Source organism: Allofournierella massiliensis, assembly GCF_964241245.1.
Classification (GTDB): domain Bacteria; phylum Bacillota; class Clostridia; order Oscillospirales; family Ruminococcaceae; genus Allofournierella; species Allofournierella massiliensis.
In genome coordinates, this window is the sequence record NZ_CAXSWZ010000012.1 from 44,503 (window position 1) to 62,114 (window position 17,612).

The 17,612-nt window shown below is 58.4% G+C and carries 16 protein-coding genes and 1 CRISPR repeat array (1 of these 17 running past the window's edge); of the genes, 11 read left to right on the plus strand and 5 right to left on the minus strand.

Annotated elements, in window-relative coordinates:
• Window positions 1-1,180: direct repeats of the CRISPR family, unit length 33 nt; unit sequence GTCGCCCTCCACACGGAGGGCGTGGATAGAAAT; it begins 5,607 nt to the left of the window's first position.
• A 207-nt stretch (window positions 1,181-1,387) separates the two neighbouring features.
• The 4 genes from ACESYO_RS07995 to ACESYO_RS08010 all read right to left on the minus strand — a co-directional run bounded on the left by ACESYO_RS07995 (window position 1,388) and on the right by ACESYO_RS08010 (window position 4,952).
• Window positions 1,388-1,579 (minus strand): hypothetical protein, encoded by a 192-nt coding sequence (locus ACESYO_RS07995; protein WP_283128590.1) that lies wholly within the window; start codon window positions 1,577-1,579, stop codon window positions 1,388-1,390.
• Between the two features lie 164 nt (window positions 1,580-1,743).
• Window positions 1,744-2,502 carry a MerR family transcriptional regulator gene (locus tag ACESYO_RS08000; protein WP_276872382.1) on the minus strand — a complete coding sequence of 253 codons (759 nt, stop codon included), beginning with the start codon at window positions 2,500-2,502 and terminating at the stop codon, window positions 1,744-1,746.
• Between the two features lie 97 nt (window positions 2,503-2,599).
• Window positions 2,600-3,853, minus strand: coding sequence for an amidohydrolase family protein (locus ACESYO_RS08005; RefSeq protein WP_373209744.1), 1,254 nt, complete (start codon window positions 3,851-3,853; stop codon window positions 2,600-2,602).
• Between the two features lie 19 nt (window positions 3,854-3,872).
• Window positions 3,873-4,952: a SulP family inorganic anion transporter gene (locus ACESYO_RS08010; protein WP_283128592.1), complete on the minus strand. Its 1,080-nt coding sequence runs from the start codon at window positions 4,950-4,952 to the stop codon at window positions 3,873-3,875.
• 289 nt (window positions 4,953-5,241) lie between these two features.
• On the opposite strand from ACESYO_RS08010, the gene ACESYO_RS08015 reads away from it, so the two are divergent.
• Window positions 5,242-6,102: a hypothetical protein gene (locus ACESYO_RS08015; protein WP_373209745.1), complete on the plus strand. Its 861-nt coding sequence runs from the start codon at window positions 5,242-5,244 to the stop codon at window positions 6,100-6,102.
• Window positions 6,103-6,406: 304 nt separating this feature from the next.
• Window positions 6,407-6,856 (plus strand): GNAT family N-acetyltransferase, encoded by a 450-nt coding sequence (locus ACESYO_RS08020; RefSeq protein ID WP_373209746.1) that lies wholly within the window; start codon window positions 6,407-6,409, stop codon window positions 6,854-6,856.
• Window positions 6,857-6,932: 76 nt separating this feature from the next.
• Here ACESYO_RS08020 and hcp read toward each other — a convergent pair whose 3' ends face one another.
• Complete coding sequence (gene hcp / locus ACESYO_RS08025) at window positions 6,933-8,573, minus strand: hydroxylamine reductase (protein WP_283128651.1); 1,641 nt, start codon at window positions 8,571-8,573, stop codon at window positions 6,933-6,935.
• A 462-nt stretch (window positions 8,574-9,035) separates the two neighbouring features.
• Between hcp and ACESYO_RS08030 the strand changes: the two genes are divergently transcribed.
• From ACESYO_RS08030 to ACESYO_RS08070, 9 genes are all read left to right on the plus strand, one after another.
• Window positions 9,036-9,581, plus strand: a complete 546-nt coding sequence (locus tag ACESYO_RS08030) for a sigma-70 family RNA polymerase sigma factor (RefSeq protein ID WP_058965313.1) — start codon at window positions 9,036-9,038, stop codon at window positions 9,579-9,581.
• A gap of 142 nt (window positions 9,582-9,723) precedes the next feature.
• Window positions 9,724-10,002: a zinc-ribbon domain containing protein gene (locus ACESYO_RS08035; protein WP_087180234.1), complete on the plus strand. Its 279-nt coding sequence runs from the start codon at window positions 9,724-9,726 to the stop codon at window positions 10,000-10,002.
• Window positions 10,003-10,234: 232 nt separating this feature from the next.
• The gene (locus tag ACESYO_RS08040) at window positions 10,235-12,577 is read left to right on the plus strand and encodes a DUF2142 domain-containing protein (protein WP_373209747.1); all 2,343 of its coding nucleotides are present in this window, start codon (window positions 10,235-10,237) and stop codon (window positions 12,575-12,577) included.
• 92 nt (window positions 12,578-12,669) lie between these two features.
• Entirely contained in the window at window positions 12,670-12,870 is a 201-nt protein-coding gene (locus ACESYO_RS08045) for a DUF1858 domain-containing protein (RefSeq protein WP_058965310.1), read from the plus strand.
• Window positions 12,867-13,535 (plus strand): class I SAM-dependent methyltransferase, encoded by a 669-nt coding sequence (locus ACESYO_RS08050; protein WP_373209748.1) that lies wholly within the window; start codon window positions 12,867-12,869, stop codon window positions 13,533-13,535. Before ACESYO_RS08045 ends, ACESYO_RS08050 begins: the two co-directional genes overlap by 4 nt.
• A gap of 16 nt (window positions 13,536-13,551) precedes the next feature.
• Window positions 13,552-14,298, plus strand: coding sequence for a Nif3-like dinuclear metal center hexameric protein (locus ACESYO_RS08055; protein ID WP_373209749.1), 747 nt, complete (start codon window positions 13,552-13,554; stop codon window positions 14,296-14,298).
• 18 nt (window positions 14,299-14,316) lie between these two features.
• Window positions 14,317-14,958, plus strand: a complete 642-nt coding sequence (locus tag ACESYO_RS08060) for a hypothetical protein (RefSeq protein ID WP_373209750.1) — start codon at window positions 14,317-14,319, stop codon at window positions 14,956-14,958.
• Window positions 14,959-15,025: 67 nt separating this feature from the next.
• The gene (locus tag ACESYO_RS08065) at window positions 15,026-16,777 is read left to right on the plus strand and encodes an Rqc2 family fibronectin-binding protein (RefSeq protein ID WP_373209751.1); all 1,752 of its coding nucleotides are present in this window, start codon (window positions 15,026-15,028) and stop codon (window positions 16,775-16,777) included.
• 19 nt (window positions 16,778-16,796) lie between these two features.
• Entirely contained in the window at window positions 16,797-17,345 is a 549-nt protein-coding gene (locus ACESYO_RS08070; RefSeq protein WP_373209752.1) for a zinc ribbon domain-containing protein, read from the plus strand.
• The last annotated feature ends 267 nt before the right edge of the window (window positions 17,346-17,612 follow it).

Below are 17,612 nucleotides of genomic sequence, written 5' to 3' on the forward strand. Positions count from 1 at the left end.
GCCCTCCACACGGAGGGCGTGGATAGAAATTGCGTTATCTTGCCGTTGCGTAGGTCGATGCAAGTCGCCCTCCACACGGAGGGCGTGGATAGAAATAATTTCAGTCCGCAGCTGCTTCGGGTCGCAGTACGCCGTCGCCCTCCACACGGAGGGCGTGGATAGAAATCACAAGCTGCTCGCCGTCCACTTCGATCATAATGGTCGCCCTCCACACGGAGGGCGTGGATAGAAATACCGTTCCATGGTTGGCTGCATTCAGCTCTGCGCGGTCGCCCTCCACACGGAGGGCGTGGATAGAAATCACACTGGTTACCAGTGTCGTGAACTGCCTGCTGCGTCGCCCTCCACACGGAGGGCGTGGATAGAAATATAAGCTGGTCTGCGGTGGTCACGTCGTAGGGGTTGTCGCCCTCCACACGGAGGGCGTGGATAGAAATATTCCGCTGATCGCCTTGTTTATAAGTGCTATGGTCGCCCTCCACACGGAGGGCGTGGATAGAAATTGATTTTCTCGGGGTCTTTTTCTTTCTCCCCGCAGTCGCCCTCCACACGGAGGGCGTGGATAGAAATCAAAAATCGCGCCCAGGATTCCATTGGACGCGCTGTCGCCCTCCACACGGAGGGCGTGGATAGAAATATCCTGTACGCAGTCCGACAGGTCAAACCCTTTCACGGTCGCCCTCCACACGGAGGGCGTGGATAGAAATCCATAAATCCATCAAAGACCGCAAGCCCGCTGTCGTCGCCCTCCACACGGAGGGCGTGGATAGAAATAGGAATGCGCGCACGGCAGAAACCACCCGTTTGACGTCGCCCTCCACACGGAGGGCGTGGATAGAAATCTCTTCGAGGACGATTTTTTCCCATGCCTTTTCGGGGTCGCCCTCCACACGGAGGGCGTGGATAGAAATTCCTTTTCTCCCGTGGAAACATTCAATTCCCACTCGTCGCCCTCCACACGGAGGGCGTGGATAGAAATAAGATGGCGCTTACTGACGCCATCAGCGTGGCCGGTCGCCCTCCACACGGAGGGCGTGGATAGAAATCTGGCTGACATGAAGCGGATGCGCAGCATCGCGGTCGCCCTCCACACGGAGGGCGTGGATAGAAATACACGCTGGTGGATGCACTGAACAAGGGCACCGGTGTCGCCCTCCGCACGGAGAGCGTGGGGAGAAATCTTATCTCGATAGTTTAGTAATAACTTACGGTAGTCATCCTCTGTACAAAGTACGCATGAGGAGTTTGTATGGCGGGGTTATTTTGCTGATTGTTACACAGAGAAGCGTACAGCTTTTTCGGGCATCAATTTCATCCCACAAACTCAAAAATCCCGAATGCGTAAGCGTTCGGGATTTTTCCTTGTTTACCATTCACTTTTCACTCTTCACTGATTTTGTGCTCCCCGCTCGGGATTTTTGAAAGTGAATAACAAATAGTGAAGAGTGAAGAAGTAAGGTGTGTCGCTTTGCGGCACGGATTTCATATTGCTCGGCTGATTGGCCGGCTGTTTCCGTTTCACTTGAGTAATTTCCTGCTTGGCCCACGGAATAAGAAGAGCGGCGATTACCTGTTTCATTACGCAAACTGAAAGCCCCCGAATGCAATTGCATTCGGGGGCTTTTTCCCGTTCGCTGTTTATTTTCTACGCTTCCCTGACGTACACTGCCCGGGCCGTCGGGAAGTGAAGAGAAAATCGTGAAGGGGGAAGAAGTACTCTTTGCTGCCTGGCAGCATTGAATTTTATATAGAGCCACCATCGTCCAGAATTCTAATCAATATCTTCGTAATATAATTCTGGGGATTTACCTCCACAAACTGGTCGATGATGTTGATGCAGATGACATCCTCTGCCAAAGGCAGCTGTGTGGCGCTGCGCATCCGGGTAAAGGTCTCCCAGATGCTGGAGTAAGGCCCGGCATGGTAGCCGGTCAGGTAATTGCCCGCCGGGATCTCATGAACCGAATGCTGGGAAGCCTCGGGAACTTCACCGATGAGATAAGCGCCGAAGGACTGCTCCTCGCCCTGATAAAAGGCCAGGGTGGGGTAAAGATAGAACAGCTCGTTGGAGAAAACCTCGCTCAGGTTTCCAAGGGCAATGTACGGGATGGCATCCAAGCGCTCGACGCTGATTTTTTCAACGCAGAGGTTTTCCAGCTCCTGCTCTGTAAAGGCGATTTTCGTCTGAATCACCGCATCCAGCCGCAACAGTTCCTGAAGCTGCTCGCGCAGATTGCTGGACTGATGCCGCAGATAGGAACAGGTTTCCGTGAAGCTGCGCTGGCCCATAAAGCCGCTGATCTCCGACAGAGGGCAGCCCAGACGGCGCAGATAGCGGATCAGCGCCAAAGAGTAAGACTGGTCGAACTTGTAGTAGCGATAGTTGCTTCCTTCCTCTCGGCCCTGCGGCAGCAAAAGCCCCTTTTCCTCATACAGCCGCAGGGTTTGCACATCCACATGGAACAAGCGGGCCAGTTCCCCGATTCGCAGATACTCCTTCATAACACACCTCCCATGTTGCCAGCAAAAAAAAGATGACAACCGCCGGTCTCGACGGTTGTCATGATAGGGTGGAATTGCATTTTTGTCAAGGGCCGTGTCAGCCGATGCACCTGCCGCCCAGATACCGGGCCCTGATGTTGTCGGTGGTTCCGATGTAACAGAACCGCTCCACGACCTGCGCAGGCGTCAGCGGAATGTTCAGATCTTCCATGCCGTCGATGACCAGTGCATTAAACACATAATCCTTTTCGAAGCTGCCCACCTTTCCGAACACCTGTCCGCCGGCTTTTGTGGCCAGATAAAAGGCGTTGGTGAAGGGGATGGGGCTGGCGTTTTCCGGCTCGTAGAACCACTTCAGCTTGGACAGCTGCACGGCACGGCCGATCTGTGTATAGATGCCCATGGAATGGCCGCCGCCCACATCGGTGCCAAGGGTAATGTTCACGCCGTCGCTGTGAAGGGCGGAAACGCCCATGATCCCGGCAATGATGTTGGTAGTTGCATCCGGGCAGTGAACGGTATGGCCGCCGTGACGTTTGATGATTTCGATGTCCTCTTTGGCGGGGAAAATAAAGTGTGCGCCCACAACCGGGCCGTTCTCCATCAGTCCCGCTTTTTCGTAAATCTCCGTGTCGCACTTGTAGCCGGGGTAAACCCGCAGGGCCTCCTGGGCCTCCCAGCGGGATTCCACCAGATGGGTCTGCAGGCCCACCTGATACTTTTTGCCCAGAGCGCCCAGACCCTTTACCAGCGCTTCGCTGCATGTGGGAGCAAACCGCGGGGTAATGATGGGCTTTGCGGTTTTGTGACCTGTGCAGTCGGCCAGATACTGCTCCGTCTCCCGGAGGGATTCCTCCACCGTTTCGCACAAATAATCGGGCGAAGCGATGTCCATGTTCACCTTGCCCACATAGCCGTAAAGGCCGCGCTCCTCCATGCGGCGGATCAGATAAGAGGTGGCTTCCCGATGGATGGTGGCAAAAATGCAGGCATGGAAGGTGCCGTGCCTGATCATGTCGTCAATGAAGGCGTCGTAGATCGGCCGGGCGTAGTCCATGTCCGCAAAGCGGGCCTCCTGCGGGAAGGTGTACTCGTTCAGCCAGTCCGACAAAAGCATGTCCATTCCAAGACCCCGCTCGATATACTGGGAAGCATGGACATGCAGGTCCGAAAAGGCGGGAATAATCACGCCTTTTCCGTAGTCCGTGACCTCTGCGCCTTTATACTGCTCCGGAAGAACGCTGCAGATTTCCCGGACTTTTCCGTTTTCCACAATCAGATAACTGTCTTCATAGGTGACCAGCTCGTCGTAGCTTTTTGAAAACAGGATGTTGCCATGAAGAATATTCACTGTGAGTTCCTTTCTGCTATCAGACCGCGAGTCCGGATACAACGGACAGGAATCGAATTACAATACCTGCCAGAAGCCCCACAAAGGGATCGATCAGCGCGGTAACGGCAATGGTGGCGCCGCCGGCCAGAGCATCCGCCTGGCTTGCACCCTCAAAGGTGGCTGCGGCATACTGGGGAACGCTGACCATGGAGCCCAGTACGAACAGGAAACCGGAAATGGAGACCGCCGGGATAAACCGCGCAATCTTCGGAACAAGACGTGCGAAGAGGATCAGCGCCATCACCACCATCAGCAGAATGCCGGCCGCCACCGGATGGGGCGCTGCTGCTGTGGAGGAAAGGGTGATTTCAACAGGCGTACCGCCGAACAGGCCGGTCAGAATGTCCGCCGCACCGGAATAGATGGTCAGGCCGTCCACGTTCGGGTTTTCCATTCCCGCCATGCCGGAAACGATGCCGCTGTAAGCGATGTTTGTGCCGATGGACAGGCAGGCCAGGGCAAGAGCGCCACGAATGACGTTGAAGTTTGTAACAGGCTTGAAGAACTTGAATTTGCTTTCTTCCTTTACCTCCTCCATGGGGCCCTTGTTCAGAATCAGGAAACAGGCGATGCTGGCTGCCATGCTGATGACCAGTGTCCAGTTCAGGTCCTTGGTGAGGAAATAGGCGGCAAAGGCGGAAACCAGCGAGACGGCGCCGGTTTTCTTGCTCTCTTTGATCAGATCAATGGCCACACGAATGACGATGATGCCCACACCGGCCTCCATGCCGGAAATGATGGAGGAGCCCGCGAAATCCACAATGCGCTGGAGCAGGCCCAGGCCGCCCAGAATTACCATGATCACACCGCTGTAAAACACGATGCTGATGCGTTCGCGGAAGTTTTTGCCAACGCTTCCCGCAAGAACGATGGTTTCGCCCTGAATGTTGATGGGAATCACCGTCTTGAAGGCCAGCATGCCGATGATGCCCGCGCAATAGCCCAGTGCTGTGGGGGCGGATAGAAACCCGAAGCTGAGGCCCATGATGATTCCGGAAAGGCCGTTGATCACATTTCCCAACACCGAAAGGATGTCTTTGATAATCTCAAATTCCAATATAATTTCCTCCTTCATTCTTCCTGCGTCATACAGGATTGTGGTTTCCCCATACGGCGCTGCTTTGCCGATAAAATAGTTTTCTTTTCTGTCGGTAAAAAGCGTCCTGTGTCAGAATAAACCCTATGGTAACCATAGAGTCAAGGGCTTTTTGCATGAATTTTATTACGGCACATGATGACTTCGACTGTTCCAATCAGCACCGTTCCGGCTATGGCAGAGAAGACGACCGGGGCGGATCGTGGCGGCTTTTTTTCTTGCTCACTGGATAAAAAATAAGTGTTGAAATGTGGAGGGCAACTGGACCCGATCGGAGCTGGAGAAGTTCCAGCAGACAGGGGAAAGCGGCTCCGGTGCCATCTGGGAGTTGCCCGCAGAGCAGTTTTCCATTGACGAGGAAGTGATCGAGCTGGAGGACGCCCCGGCGGTTTGTCTGAACGCAGAGGTGATCGGCGAAGACGTCTCGCAGGCATTGTCCGGCCTGATGGGGGATGAGGCGTTTACCCTGGGGATCCGGAACGCGGAAGTAACGATGGATTATACCTCTTATGAACCGGTGGAGCCCTGTGTGCTGCCGGAAGGTGCAAAGGAAGCAGCGGAGCAGGACCAGCGGCTTCAGGAAGGAAATCCGGACAATGGAGATGGCACCTTCACCATTCAGGAGAGGGGCTATTATGTGGATGTTGCAGCCCCGGAAGGCTATGAGCTGGAATCTTCCGGATATGACCAGGTGAATTTTTACAATGAAGAGCTGGATCGGCTGGTCTGCTATCCGATGTGGATAACCGTTGACTCCAACGACCTGTTCTTCTGGGATATGGTAATCGAGGAAGAAGTGAACTATACCGGCAGTGAAGATATTGGCGACCCGATGTCGGAGTTCAAAGTAACCGACACCGGAGATTTCCTGTTCTGCGGGGAAGGCTTTACCTACGATGGCGCCTGCAAGGGCCGGAACTACTATGCGTGGGCAAATCTGGACGACGGATTCTGCAGCTGGATTCTGGTGAAAATTTATGATGGCGGAAACACGGTGGATTCCACCATCACCGAGGAGGAGATTGAGGGCCTGCTGAGGCAGGTAAGCCGGCATCAGCAGGCAGCACCTTCGGAAGAGACGGAAGCTGCGCCGGATCAGCTGGAGCTGTGAGAACAGATCAAAAGAACAGGCAGGAGCCGGGCACAGCGGAGAAGCTCGCCCGGCTTTTCCCCTGGTATGAGTGGGTATACACGCAAAGGGAGCATTCGAGACAAACGAATTTGATACAAATCGTATTTATATTTTGTTAAATTACGATTTGTATCTTGAATTCTGGAGGTATGGGGGATATTCCATACCTGTAAAGAGAAAATCACGGTTGCGGATTTTCAAAAAGAAAGCGGCTGCGTTATAATAAAAACAGTGGGGCAGACACAGGAAATCCCCACAGAACAGGCAGAGGGAGGAAGAAAACATGGAGCTCCGGGAATACCGGCCGGAGGATTGCGAAGCGATTACCCGGCTGTTTTACGATACGGTGCATACTGTGAACCGCCGGGACTACGCCCCGGCTCAGCTGGATGCCTGGGCGGATGGAAGCCCGGATCTGGATGCCTGGAACCGGTCGCTGCAGGAGCATTTCAGCCTTGTGGCGCTGGAGGGAGAAGTGCTCGTTGGCTTTGCCGACATGGCTGCCGATGGTTATCTGGACCGGCTCTATGTGCATAAGGATTATCAGGGCCAGGGCATTGCCACCGCACTGTGCAACCGGCTGGAACAGACTGTGGCGGGCACCATTGTGACCCATGCCTCCATTACGGCCCGCCCCTTTTTTGAAAAGAGGGGATATCGGGTGGTAAAAGAGCAGCAGGTGGAGCGCAGGGGAATCCGGCTCACCAATTTTGTGATGGAGAAGATGCAATAAAACCGCCGGGCTTCCGTCTATTCTGGAAGCCCGGCGGTTTTTATGCGGTTTTCCGGGATCGCACTGCCGGTTTGGCTCAGGCGTTTTCCCCGAAGAACAGCTTCAGGTCATCCTCCACGGTGCCGATGCCTGCGATACCGAAATTCTCCACAAGCACCTTGGCCACGTTGGGGCTCAGGAAGGCAGGAAGGGTGGGCCCCAGATGGATGTTCTTCACGCCCAGATGCAGCAGGGCCAGCAGCACAATCACTGCTTTCTGTTCGTACCAGGCAATGTTGTACACAATGGGCAGGTCATTGATGTCGGCAAGGCCAAAGACTTCCTTCAGCTTCAGAGCGATCACCGCCAGCGAGTAGGAGTCGTTGCACTGGCCCGCATCCAGCACCCGGGGGATGCCGCCGATGTCACCCAGGGGCAGCTTGTTGTATTTGTACTTGGCGCAGCCTGCGGTGAGGATCACGGTATCCCGGGGCAGTGCTTTGGCAAACTCGGTGTAATAATCCCGGCTTCTGGCGCGGCCGTCACAGCCGGCCATGACCACGAACTTTTTGATGGCGCCGCTCTTCACCGCATCCACCACCTGATCGGCCAGCGCCAGCACCTGCGCATGGGCGAAGCCGCCCACAATTTCGCCGGTCTCGATCTGGGTGGGGGCGGGGCAGGTCTTTGCCTGTTCGATGATGGCGGAAAAGTCCTTGGTCTGCCCGATCTCACCGGGGATGTGCCTGCAGCCCGGATACCCGGCAGCGCCGGTGGTGTACAGCCGATCCCTGTAGCTGGCTTTGGGGGGAACGATGCAGTTGGTGGTCATCAGAATGGGGCCGTTGAAGCTCTCGAACTCCTCCTTCTGCTTCCACCAGGCGTTACCATAGTTGCCCACAAAGTTGGGATACTTCTGGAACGCCGGATAGTAATGGGCGGGCAGCATTTCGGAATGGGTGTAAACGTCCACGCCGGTGCCCTGGGTCTGCTCCAGCAGCATTTCCAGATCCCGCAGGTCATGGCCGGAAACCAGAATACCCGGGTTTTTGCCCACGCCGATGTTTACCCGGGTCACCTGCGGGTTGCCATAGGCGGAGGTGTTGGCTTTGTCCAGCAGGGCCATGCCGGTCACACCGTATTTGCCGGTTTCCAGCGTCAGGGCAACCAGATCGTCCACCGTGAGGCTGTCGTCCAGCGTGGCGGCCAGTGCGCGCTGCAAAAAGGCATCCAGCTCTTCGTCCTGCTCCAGCAGGGCGTTGGCATGCTTGGAATAGGCGGAAAGACCCTTCAGGCCGTAGGTGATCAGTTCCCGCAGGGAACGGATATCCTCGTTTTCGGTGGACAGCACACCCACGGTTTGGGCTTTCTGCTCCCAGTCGCCGCTGCCGTCCCACAGGGCGGCTTCGGGCAGATCGGCCGTGTGATCCAGCTGGCTGAGCAGCTCCTGCTTTGCGTCCAGCGTGGCGCGGATGCGGGCCACAATGGCTTCCTTGTCGAAGTTGGCGTTGGTGATGGTGGCAAACAGGTTCAGGGTGATCAGCTGGTTGATTGCGGTGGGCACTTCGCGGCCTTCGCCGCGCAGTGTGGTGGTCACCGCGCAGATGCCCCGGCTCACATACATCAGCAGATCCTGCATGGCGGCCACATCGGGGGTCTTGCCGCACACACCGGATTGGGTGCAGCCCCGGCAGCCGGCGGTTTCCTGGCACTGATAGCAAAACATTTTCTGTTCCATGGTTGAACGTCTCCTTGTTCATGGGGATAAAAGTGCGCCGGAAATTTACTCAAATGGTGCCCGCCGACGCCTGCGGACAGCTATGATGATACCGTATTTGAAACGGAAGATATGTTGGAAAAACAACTTTTGTGCTGATTTTTGTGTGGCAATTCTGGAATCTGTACGGAAAAAATGGAATATCCCATTAAAAACCTTGGGATTTTTATACACAAAAAGGCAGAAACTGTCACTATTTTTTCATTGACCTGTGGACTTTTCTGTGATAGAGTGGTAACAAACAGACAAAACTTTTTCCATACCGCACAAAGAAGGTAGGGAATTGGTGAATTTGCCTGTGAAATTGCTCCAAAAATTGTCGAGTATCCCATTTGACAAACGTTGGGCAAAACGGTATGCTTTTATTATGTCACACAGAGGTCCGGCGCGTCGTTTTGGGCAGGCCGGTTCAGGTCGCCGAATATGACTCAGATCACTCCAGAATTGCTTCAGCAGGCCAAGGCAGGGCAGGAAGCCGCGCTTGCCGCCGTGCTGGCCCACATGATGCCGGTGATCCGCAGTCACGCGGCCGCGGGGGTATGCCCCGGGCTGGATCTGGATGACGCGGTGCAGGAAGGAATTATCGGCCTGTTTGCCGCCATCCGCAGCTATCGCCCCGGTGAAGGGGCCTCGTTTGGCACATACGCGGGCCGGTGTATCCAGAATGCGATTCGCACCGCCCGGCGGGCGGCGGGCCGCAAAAAGCACGGGCCGCTGAACCAGAGCGTCCCCCTCAGCGAGGAGGACACCACCCCGGGCCCGGAGGAGCTTGCCATCCAGAATGAGCAGCTGCAGGACACCCTGCAGACCATTCAGACCCGGCTTTCTCCCTTCGAGCAGGAGGTGCTGGAGCTGTTTTTGAGCGGCTGCAGCTACGAGCAGATCGCTCAGGCGCTGGGCAGAAGCCCCAAGTCGGTGGAAAATGCACTTTCCCGCCTGCGTCGCAAGCTGAAAGAAGCGCGTGGTTAACAATCTATTTTTGAATTATGGGCGAACGGCCTGTAAGAATATATGCCCCTGTAGCTTAACATTTAGAGCATTGGTCAATTCCAAAGGTGTCGGTTGAAATCCTTCCGCGGGCAAAAAAACAGAATGCAGAGGAGAATCTAGCATGTACGAAGATAAGACCCTGGTATGCAAAGACTGCGGTAAGGAGTTTGTGTTCACCGCCGGCGAGCAGGAGTTCTACGCCAGCCGTGGCTTCGAGAACGAGCCCCAGCGCTGCAAGGCCTGCCGTGACGCTCGCAAGAACGCCACCCGCGGCACCCGTGAGATGTTCGAGGCTACCTGCGCCGCTTGCGGCAAGGTTGCTCGCGTGCCCTTCCAGCCCCGCGAGGATCGCCCCGTTTACTGCAGCGAGTGCTTCGCCAAGATGAAGGAGAACGGCTGATCCGTTTTTCGTTTCTTTGCGATCCAAAGCCCCCGGTATCAAACCGGGGGCTTTTTCTGTGCCCGGGGCGCGGCCTTGTGTTTTCGCGGCATTTACGGTACAATGAACAGGCAGCAGAGAGGTGCGGATCGATCTGTCTGTATATAATATATAATAAGGTAGGAGCATGCGGGCAAAGGCCGCAGCTTCTGAAAAAAACGGCACCCTGCCGAAAAAACGAAGGAGCCCTGTTATGGCATCGAACCAAGCAGCAAAAAAGCGCTGGCGGCTGGCAGCCGCAGGCCTTCTGGTGGCGGCGATCACCGCGCTGGCCCTGGCCTGGACCGCCTACAATGTGATCCATACCGTGAACGGCCAGTCGGAATACTACCAGGTGCATGATTATTACGCGGAAAACCAGGTGATGCTGGCGGCTGACCCGGCCGAAGGCTGGACGCAGGGCATCCTTGCGGGGCCGGACACGCCGCTTTACGGTGTGCGTCTGTATTTTTCCAGCCTGGATCGGGTGGTGCACGGTACCCTGTATGTGGATCTTCTGGACGAAAGCGGCCAGCGGCTGACCGGTGCGGCACTGGATATGACCGAAATTCTGGGTCTGGATTTTCAGGGCATTGTGTTTGAACAGCCGGTGTTCCCGGAAAAGGACGCCACCCGCTATACACTTCACATTTACTACGAGCCTGCCACCGCGGAGGATGTGCTGGGCCTTGTGTACGGCACCGGCCCCATGCCGCAGGAGGTGGAGCTGGACGAAAACCAGATTCCCTTTGTGCCGGATCCGGACGCGGCGGTGAGCGCCAATGCGGCGAATCCGGCCTTCCCGCTGACGGGCGGTACGGTGCAGCCGGAGGGCGGAGCCACTGCGGCTTTGCAATACATCACCAATTACAGCGGCAGCATCGGTTTGTGGCTGTGTATCCCGGTGGCTGTGGTGCTGTTTGCGGCAGTCATGGGGGCCTGGTGGCTGATCTTCTGCAAAAAAGCCGGCGCGGCGGCCTGTGTGGCCTATGCGGTGGCGGCGCTGGGTCTGGCCTGGTCGCTGATCACGCCCCCCATGGCGGGGCCGGACGAGTACACCCATCTGGCGGGAGCCTATTCCATGGCCAGCCGGATGATGGGGCAGCCCGGTGTGGAAACGGGCTACGATAACTGGGGCAAGGGAACCTACACCCTGCCCATGCGCAGCTGTGATGCACCCTATATGCTGAACAAATCCGGCGAGATCGGCGTGTTCGGTTACAAGCAGATTCTGGATCATCCGGGTGGTTTTGGCAACAGCGGCCAGCTCACCGAGCGGGTGGATGTGGTGGCGCCCTCCAATCCGCTTCCGGCCCAGTATCTGCCCCAGGCGCTGGGAATTCTGCTGGCCCGGCTGCTGGGCCTGGGCTTCTATCCCATGCTGTGGATGGGCCGGCTGTTCAGCGTGGCCTGCTATACCGCACTGACGGCTCTGGCAGTGAAAATCGCACCCCAGGGCAGCAAGGAGATCTTTGGTGCGGCGGCTCTGCTGCCCATGGGCCTTTCGCTGGCGGGCAGCTTTTCGGCGGACACCACGGTTCTGGGCATGGCCTTCCTGTTCACGGCGCTCTGTGTGAGTGCCCTGACAGAGAAAAAGCAGGTGAGCATCGGCCGCTGTGCGGCGCTTCTGGTGCTGGCGGCGCTGCTGGCTCCGGCCAAAGCCATCTATCTGGGCATGGTGGCGCTGGTGTTCCCCATTGGAGCGGAACAGCTGGGCGGAAAGCTGCGCAGCCGCATCTTCAAGGCTCTGGTGTGTGTGGCGGCTCTGGCCAGCTGGCTGATGGTCAACGGCGAGACGGTGGCTTACACCTTCCGCAGCGTGGATACCGAGCGCATCCGGCTGGCAGTGCTGCCTGCACTGGTGCTGGTGGCACTGTGCGGTATTGCCTGGTACAAGCTGCATAAAAAACGCTGGTTCAAGTGGGCGGCGCTGGGCGCCTGCGGTCTGATCCTGCTGGCAGGCGGGGGTACGGCTGTCTGGGTGCTGGCAAACAGCGGACAGACCTTTACTCCGGAGGAGCTGGCTGCCGGAATTCAGCCCAATGGCGAATCCATCTACACCTTCAGCGTGGGCTATATTCTGAGCCATCTGAGCCAGACGATCAAGCTGCTGGCCAACACGATCACCGAACAGCTTCCCGTTTACCTGCAGGGGCTGGTGGGGGCGCTGCCCGGCGAGCCCATTGTGCACAAGCTGACATTGAGCTGGAGCCTGACCATCCTGCTGCTGCTGGTTCCGGTGTGCGCTTCGGTGCGCCGGGCGGAACAGCCTGCCCGGCTGAACCAGCCCGCCCGCTGGGTGATGGGCCTGGTGGCTTTGTCGGTGGCGGGGCTCATGGTTGTGGCCGCGCTGATCTGGACGCCCATCAACGCCACCACCGTGTTCGGCATTCAGGGCCGTTATCTGCTGCCGGTTCTGCCCATCCTGCTGCTTTTGCTGGGGGAACAGAATGCCTTCTGCGCCCGGCGGGATGTGAGCCGGGGCGTGCGCTGCGCGGCAGTGTTCGTGAGCGCCGCGGCTGCACTGCAGAGCTTTGCGCTGTTTTGCGGGGCCTGACGGTTGCAAAATATGGAGAAATTGGGTATAGTATAAGTACCGGCGGCACGCACAGCCGCCCGAGTTTGAAAAGGAAAGCGAGATCGAACATCATGATCATTACCAAAAATACCATCATCGGCGATATTCTGGACACCGACGGCTCCGTGGCTCCCTTCTTCCTGGAGATCGGCATGCACTGCCTGGGCTGCCCCTCTGCCCGCGGCGAGACCATTGAGGAGGCCTGCATGGTTCACGGCACCAACGCCGACGAGCTGGTGGCCAAGCTGAACAAGCACTTCGGCAACGAATGATCGCCCCAAAACTGGACGAACGACTGCAGGCGGCGGCGGATCTGGTTCGCCCCTGCGACACCGCGGCGGACATTGGCTGCGACCACGGCAAGCTGTCGGCCTATCTGGCCTGCACCGGCCGGGCCCGGCGGGTGATCGCCGCGGATCTTCGCCCCGGGCCGCTTTCCACCGCGCAGAAAACCTGCGAGGAAGCGGGCTGCCTTGCGCATGTGGAGCTTCGCCTGGGCGATGGCCTGAGCGTGCTGGCTCCCGGCGAGGCGCAGGCGGTGGTGATTGCGGGCGTAAGCGCCCAGACCGCCATCGAGATGCTCACCGCCGCACCCTGGGTGAAGGCGGAGAAAACTCAGCTGGTGCTGATCCCGGCCACCAAGGCTCCGGTGCTCCGGCGCTGGCTGTGGGAAAACGGCTTTTCGTTGAACGCCGAGCGGCTGGTGTGCGCGGCACACCGCTGGTATGCGGTGATGGACGCGGTGTACACCGGCCAGGCGAAGCAGCCCGCCGACGCGGAATGCCTTCTGGGATTGACGCAGGATCAGCCGGGCGCGGCGGAATACCGGGCCCAGCAGCTGGAACGGCTGAAGAAATTCCGCCGCGGGCTGGAAAACGATCCGGCCGGTGCGCAGCGGGCAGACCGGCTGCTGCGGCAGCTGGAAGGCGAAGCGTAAAGGAGGAAGAACCCCAATGGCAAGAGTGCGCGAGATCTGCGAATGTCTGGAGCAGCTGGCCCCGAAGGAGCTGGCGGAAAGCTGGGACAATGTGGGCCTGCTGGTGGACTGCGGCGCCGAGGTGACCAGCGTTCTGGTGGCGCTGGACATCACCGATGAGGTGGTGGCCGAGGCAGAACTGCAGGGCTGCCAGCTGATTGTGGCCCATCATCCGGTGATCTTCAAACCGCTGCGTACCCTGGCCCGGCGGGACGTGGCCTTCCGGCTGGTGAAGAAAAACATCTCCGCCATCTGCATGCACACCAATCTGGATGCGGCAGAGGGCGGTGTGAACGATGTGTTGGCCCGGCTGTTTGAGGCGGAAGACCCGGAACCCTTCGGGGAAGAGGGGATCGGCCGGGTGGGCAGCGTGGAGCCCACCGACGCAAAGGCGCTGGCGGCGCTGTGCCAGAGCCGGTTGAATGCTCATGTGAAGCTGGTGGACGCGGGCAAGCCCATCCGCCGGCTGGCGATGATCGGAGGCAGCGGCGGCAGCATGTTGGCCGATGCGGCAGCAGCCGGAGCGGATGCTCTGCTCACCGGCGAAGCCAGCCATCACGATGCCATTGATGCCCGGGCCATGGGCCTGAGCCTGATCGTGGCCGGCCATTACTGCACGGAATTTCCCATCGTGCCGGTGTTGGCGGATCACCTGAGCCGCCGTTTCAGCGGGCTTCGGGTCATCTGCAGCCGGCGCAACAAGGACCCCTTTTCCTATTTATAATAGTAAGGAGGCAACGCCATGTGGCAGGAACGGGAAAACAGCAGCGTGGGTTATAACGAGGAAATGTTTGGCGAACCCTCATCCCCTGTACGGCAGGAGCCGGAACAGGAACCACCCCGCCCCCGTGCGGCGGCAAGCGATGCGCAGGCGTTGCTGGCCCGCCAGCTGGCTCCCGGCGAGCGGCTGCTCTGGTCCGGAAGCCCCAAAAAGCTGCACGGGCCCCGGGGCGCGGGCAAGCTGTTCGCGGTGTTTTTCCTGGGTTTTGCCTGCTTCTGGGAGCTGATGGCGCTTCAAACGCTGACAGCGGGCGCGGGTATTTTCGGAATTGTGTTTCCGCTGTTCGGCATTCCGTTCATTCTGGTGGGCATCAAGCTGCTGTTCCCGCAGGTGGGCGGCCCCAAACCGGAAGAGATCGTCTATGCGGTTACCGATCAGCGTGTTCTGGTGGTGACCCGAGGCCGGGTAAGCTCCTGGGAGCTGGATTCGGTTCAGGGCGTGGAAAAGCGCTATTATCCGGACGGGACCGGTGATCTGATCCTTTCCAATGGGCAGGTGGAGACCTATTACCGCAATGGTCACACCCACCACAGGAATATCACGATGGAATTTTCCGGTCTGGCTGATGTGGACGCCGCAGAAGCGGCGCTGCGCAGCCGGTGAATCAAGTTGACTGCAAGCAGGCCGTGCCGCCCGGCACGGCCGCTTTTTTTACAAAGAGGTGAGACTCATGGCATTGGATGCCGCATTGCTGGCCCTCACGGCCCGCGAACTGAAACAAACCCTGCTGGACGCCAAGATCGACAAGATCTTCGAACCCACCCGGGACGAGGTGGTCATTACGCTGCGTACCCGGACCGATACCTTCAAGCTGCTGCTTTCCGCCCGCAGCGGTTCCGCCCGGGCCTGCCTGACCCAGGACACCTTTGAAAATCCGGCGGTTCCGCCCAGCTTCTGCATGCTGCTGCGCAAGCATCTGACCGGTGGCCGGCTGGTGGAGCTGCGGGTGGAGCCGGGGGATCGGCTGGCCTTCTTTGAATTCCAGTGCACCAACGAGATGGGCGATCTGGTTCGCAACATTCTGGCGGTGGAGCTGATGGGCCGGTATTCCAACCTGGTGCTGGTGCAGGACGGCCGCATCATCGACGCCCTCAAGCGGGTGGATTTTGAGGATTCCCAGATCCGCCAGCTGCTGCCGGGCCTTGCATACACTCTGCCCCAGAAGCCCAACAAGCCGGATCTGTTCGCGGTGAGCAGCGCCGGGCTGGTGGCTGCCGCCTGCCAGAAGGATCTGCCGGTGGCGGATGCGCTCATGCGCAGCTGCGCCGGCGTGGGGCCGGTAATCTGCCGGGAGGCGGCCTTCCGGGCGTTGGGCGAAAGCGCGGCCCAGGCGGATATGCTCACCGAGAGCGAAAAGACCGCGCTGATTGCTGCCATCGACGGCATCAAGGCGGATTACGAGGCGGGCGGCAAGCCCTGCCTTGCCTGTGATGAGACCGGCAAGCCGGTGGAGTTCAGCTTTACCCCCCTTACCCAGTACGGCGAGCAGCGGCTGACCCATTACGACAGCTTCAGCACCATGCTGGAGGGCTACTACTCCACCAAGGATCGGGCCGAGCGGCTGCGCCAGAAGAGCAAGGATCTGGCCAAGACTGTGAAGAACCTGCATGAGCGGGCCATCCGCAAGCAGGCCGCCCGAAAAGAAGAACTGGCCCAGAGCGGCAAGGCCGACCAGCTGCGGCTGTACGGTGAGCTGCTGCAGGCGAACCTCTGGGCGGTGGACAAGGGCATGCGCAGCGTTCAGGTGCTGAACTACTACGATGGCCAGACCATCGAGATTCCGCTGGACGCCCGGCTGAACGGCGTGGGCAACGCCCAGAAGTATTTCAAGGAATACAAGAAAAAGCAGACTGCCGCCAAGATGCTGAAAAAGCTGCTGGAGGAAGGCGAGCGGGAGATTGAATATCTGGGCACCGTGCTCTATGAGGTGGAGACCGCCACCGGCGAGCAGGCGCTGGGTGAGATTCGCGCCGAGCTGAAAAGCCAGGGCTATCTGAAGTATTACAAGATCCGGGACAAAAAGCAGAAGCCGGCGGACTTCTATCGTTACCGCTCTTCGGACGGCTTCCTGATTCTGGTGGGCCGCAACAACCTGCAGAACGACAAGCTCACCCTGCACACCGCCCGGGGCAAGGATCTCTGGTTCCATGTGAAGGATGCCCCCGGCAGCCATACCGTGGTGATGAGCGAAGGAAAGGACATCCCTCTCACCACCCAGAACGAAGCGGCCATGCTGGCGGTGGTGCATTCCAGCCTGAACGGTGGCGCAAAGGTTGCGGTGGACTACACCGAGGTGCGTAACATCCGCAAGACCGGCGATCTGAAGCCCGGCATGGTACTCTATGAAAAATACGAGACCGGCTATATTACCCCGGAGGCAGGCATCGAGGAGCGCCTGCGGGAACAGCCGGCGAAAAAGTGATGCGAAGGAGGAATCAAGTATGTATTGCAAACAGTGCGGCAGTTATCTGGAGCCGGATGCACTGACCTGCCCGGTGTGCGGTGCGCCCGCGCCGGAACCGGCACAGCCCGAAGAACCGGTCGGCCAGCCGATCGAGAGGACGGAACATCCTTCCGGCGCACCGGAACAGCACAGTGCCTCCTGGGAATTTGGTGCCGGGGTAACCGGCGGCCCGGCAACGCCTCCGCCTCCGCCGACGTACGGCGAGCCCTGCTACCAGCGCCCGGCCCCGCCTGCGCCGGATCCCGACGTCGACGAACCGGAACCGCCGGTGAAGACGCTGGAGTGGCTGTGGAGCCTGATTCTTACCGCGATTCCCATTGTGAATCTGGTGGTGCTGCTGATCTGGAGCTTCGGCGCCGGTACCAGCACCAGTAAACGCAACTGGGCCAGGGCCAAACTGATTCTGGTGGCTGTGAGCACGGTGCTCAGTGTGATTGCGATCATTGTTCTGCTGGGAGTGATGTTTTACGCCACTGGTCACAGCCACGCGTTTGGCTACAGCTACGGGCCTTACTATTACTATTGATGTATCGATGCCCCGAAGCGGGGGAGAAAACGCCTGCTCCGGGGGCATTCGCCTTCTGAAAAGCGGCAGGGGAACGGCTATGGTAAAACGCGTTTGGCATATAGCCGAAAAACTTTTGAAAAATTTTATTTTTTTTACAAAAAGCCCTTGCAACCGGCGAATCCATGTGCTACAATAAGTCTCGGCTGCAAATGGCTTGTGTACCAAGCTGCGCAAGCCATGATATGCGTTGATGCGGGAGGTTGCCGTCACACGACGGGTTTTTCC

What these genes read in the sequence shown, in the direction of transcription:
- ACESYO_RS07995 (WP_283128590.1), bottom strand. Translation starts at nt 1,579, where the DNA reads ATGAAACAGGTAATCGCCGCTCTTCTTATTCCGTGGGCCAAGCAGGAA.
- ACESYO_RS08000 (WP_276872382.1), bottom strand. Translation starts at nt 2,502, where the DNA reads ATGAAGGAGTATCTGCGAATCGGGGAACTGGCCCGCTTGTTCCATGTG.
- ACESYO_RS08020 (WP_373209746.1), top strand. Translation starts at nt 6,407, where the DNA reads ATGGAGCTCCGGGAATACCGGCCGGAGGATTGCGAAGCGATTACCCGG.
- hcp (WP_283128651.1), bottom strand. Translation starts at nt 8,573, where the DNA reads ATGGAACAGAAAATGTTTTGCTATCAGTGCCAGGAAACCGCCGGCTGC.
- ACESYO_RS08030 (WP_058965313.1), top strand. Translation starts at nt 9,036, where the DNA reads ATGACTCAGATCACTCCAGAATTGCTTCAGCAGGCCAAGGCAGGGCAG.
- ACESYO_RS08035 (WP_087180234.1), top strand. Translation starts at nt 9,724, where the DNA reads ATGTACGAAGATAAGACCCTGGTATGCAAAGACTGCGGTAAGGAGTTT.
- ACESYO_RS08040 (WP_373209747.1), top strand. Translation starts at nt 10,235, where the DNA reads ATGGCATCGAACCAAGCAGCAAAAAAGCGCTGGCGGCTGGCAGCCGCA.
- ACESYO_RS08045 (WP_058965310.1), top strand. Translation starts at nt 12,670, where the DNA reads ATGATCATTACCAAAAATACCATCATCGGCGATATTCTGGACACCGAC.
- ACESYO_RS08050 (WP_373209748.1), top strand. Translation starts at nt 12,867, where the DNA reads ATGATCGCCCCAAAACTGGACGAACGACTGCAGGCGGCGGCGGATCTG.
- ACESYO_RS08055 (WP_373209749.1), top strand. Translation starts at nt 13,552, where the DNA reads ATGGCAAGAGTGCGCGAGATCTGCGAATGTCTGGAGCAGCTGGCCCCG.
- ACESYO_RS08060 (WP_373209750.1), top strand. Translation starts at nt 14,317, where the DNA reads ATGTGGCAGGAACGGGAAAACAGCAGCGTGGGTTATAACGAGGAAATG.
- ACESYO_RS08065 (WP_373209751.1), top strand. Translation starts at nt 15,026, where the DNA reads ATGGCATTGGATGCCGCATTGCTGGCCCTCACGGCCCGCGAACTGAAA.
- ACESYO_RS08070 (WP_373209752.1), top strand. Translation starts at nt 16,797, where the DNA reads ATGTATTGCAAACAGTGCGGCAGTTATCTGGAGCCGGATGCACTGACC.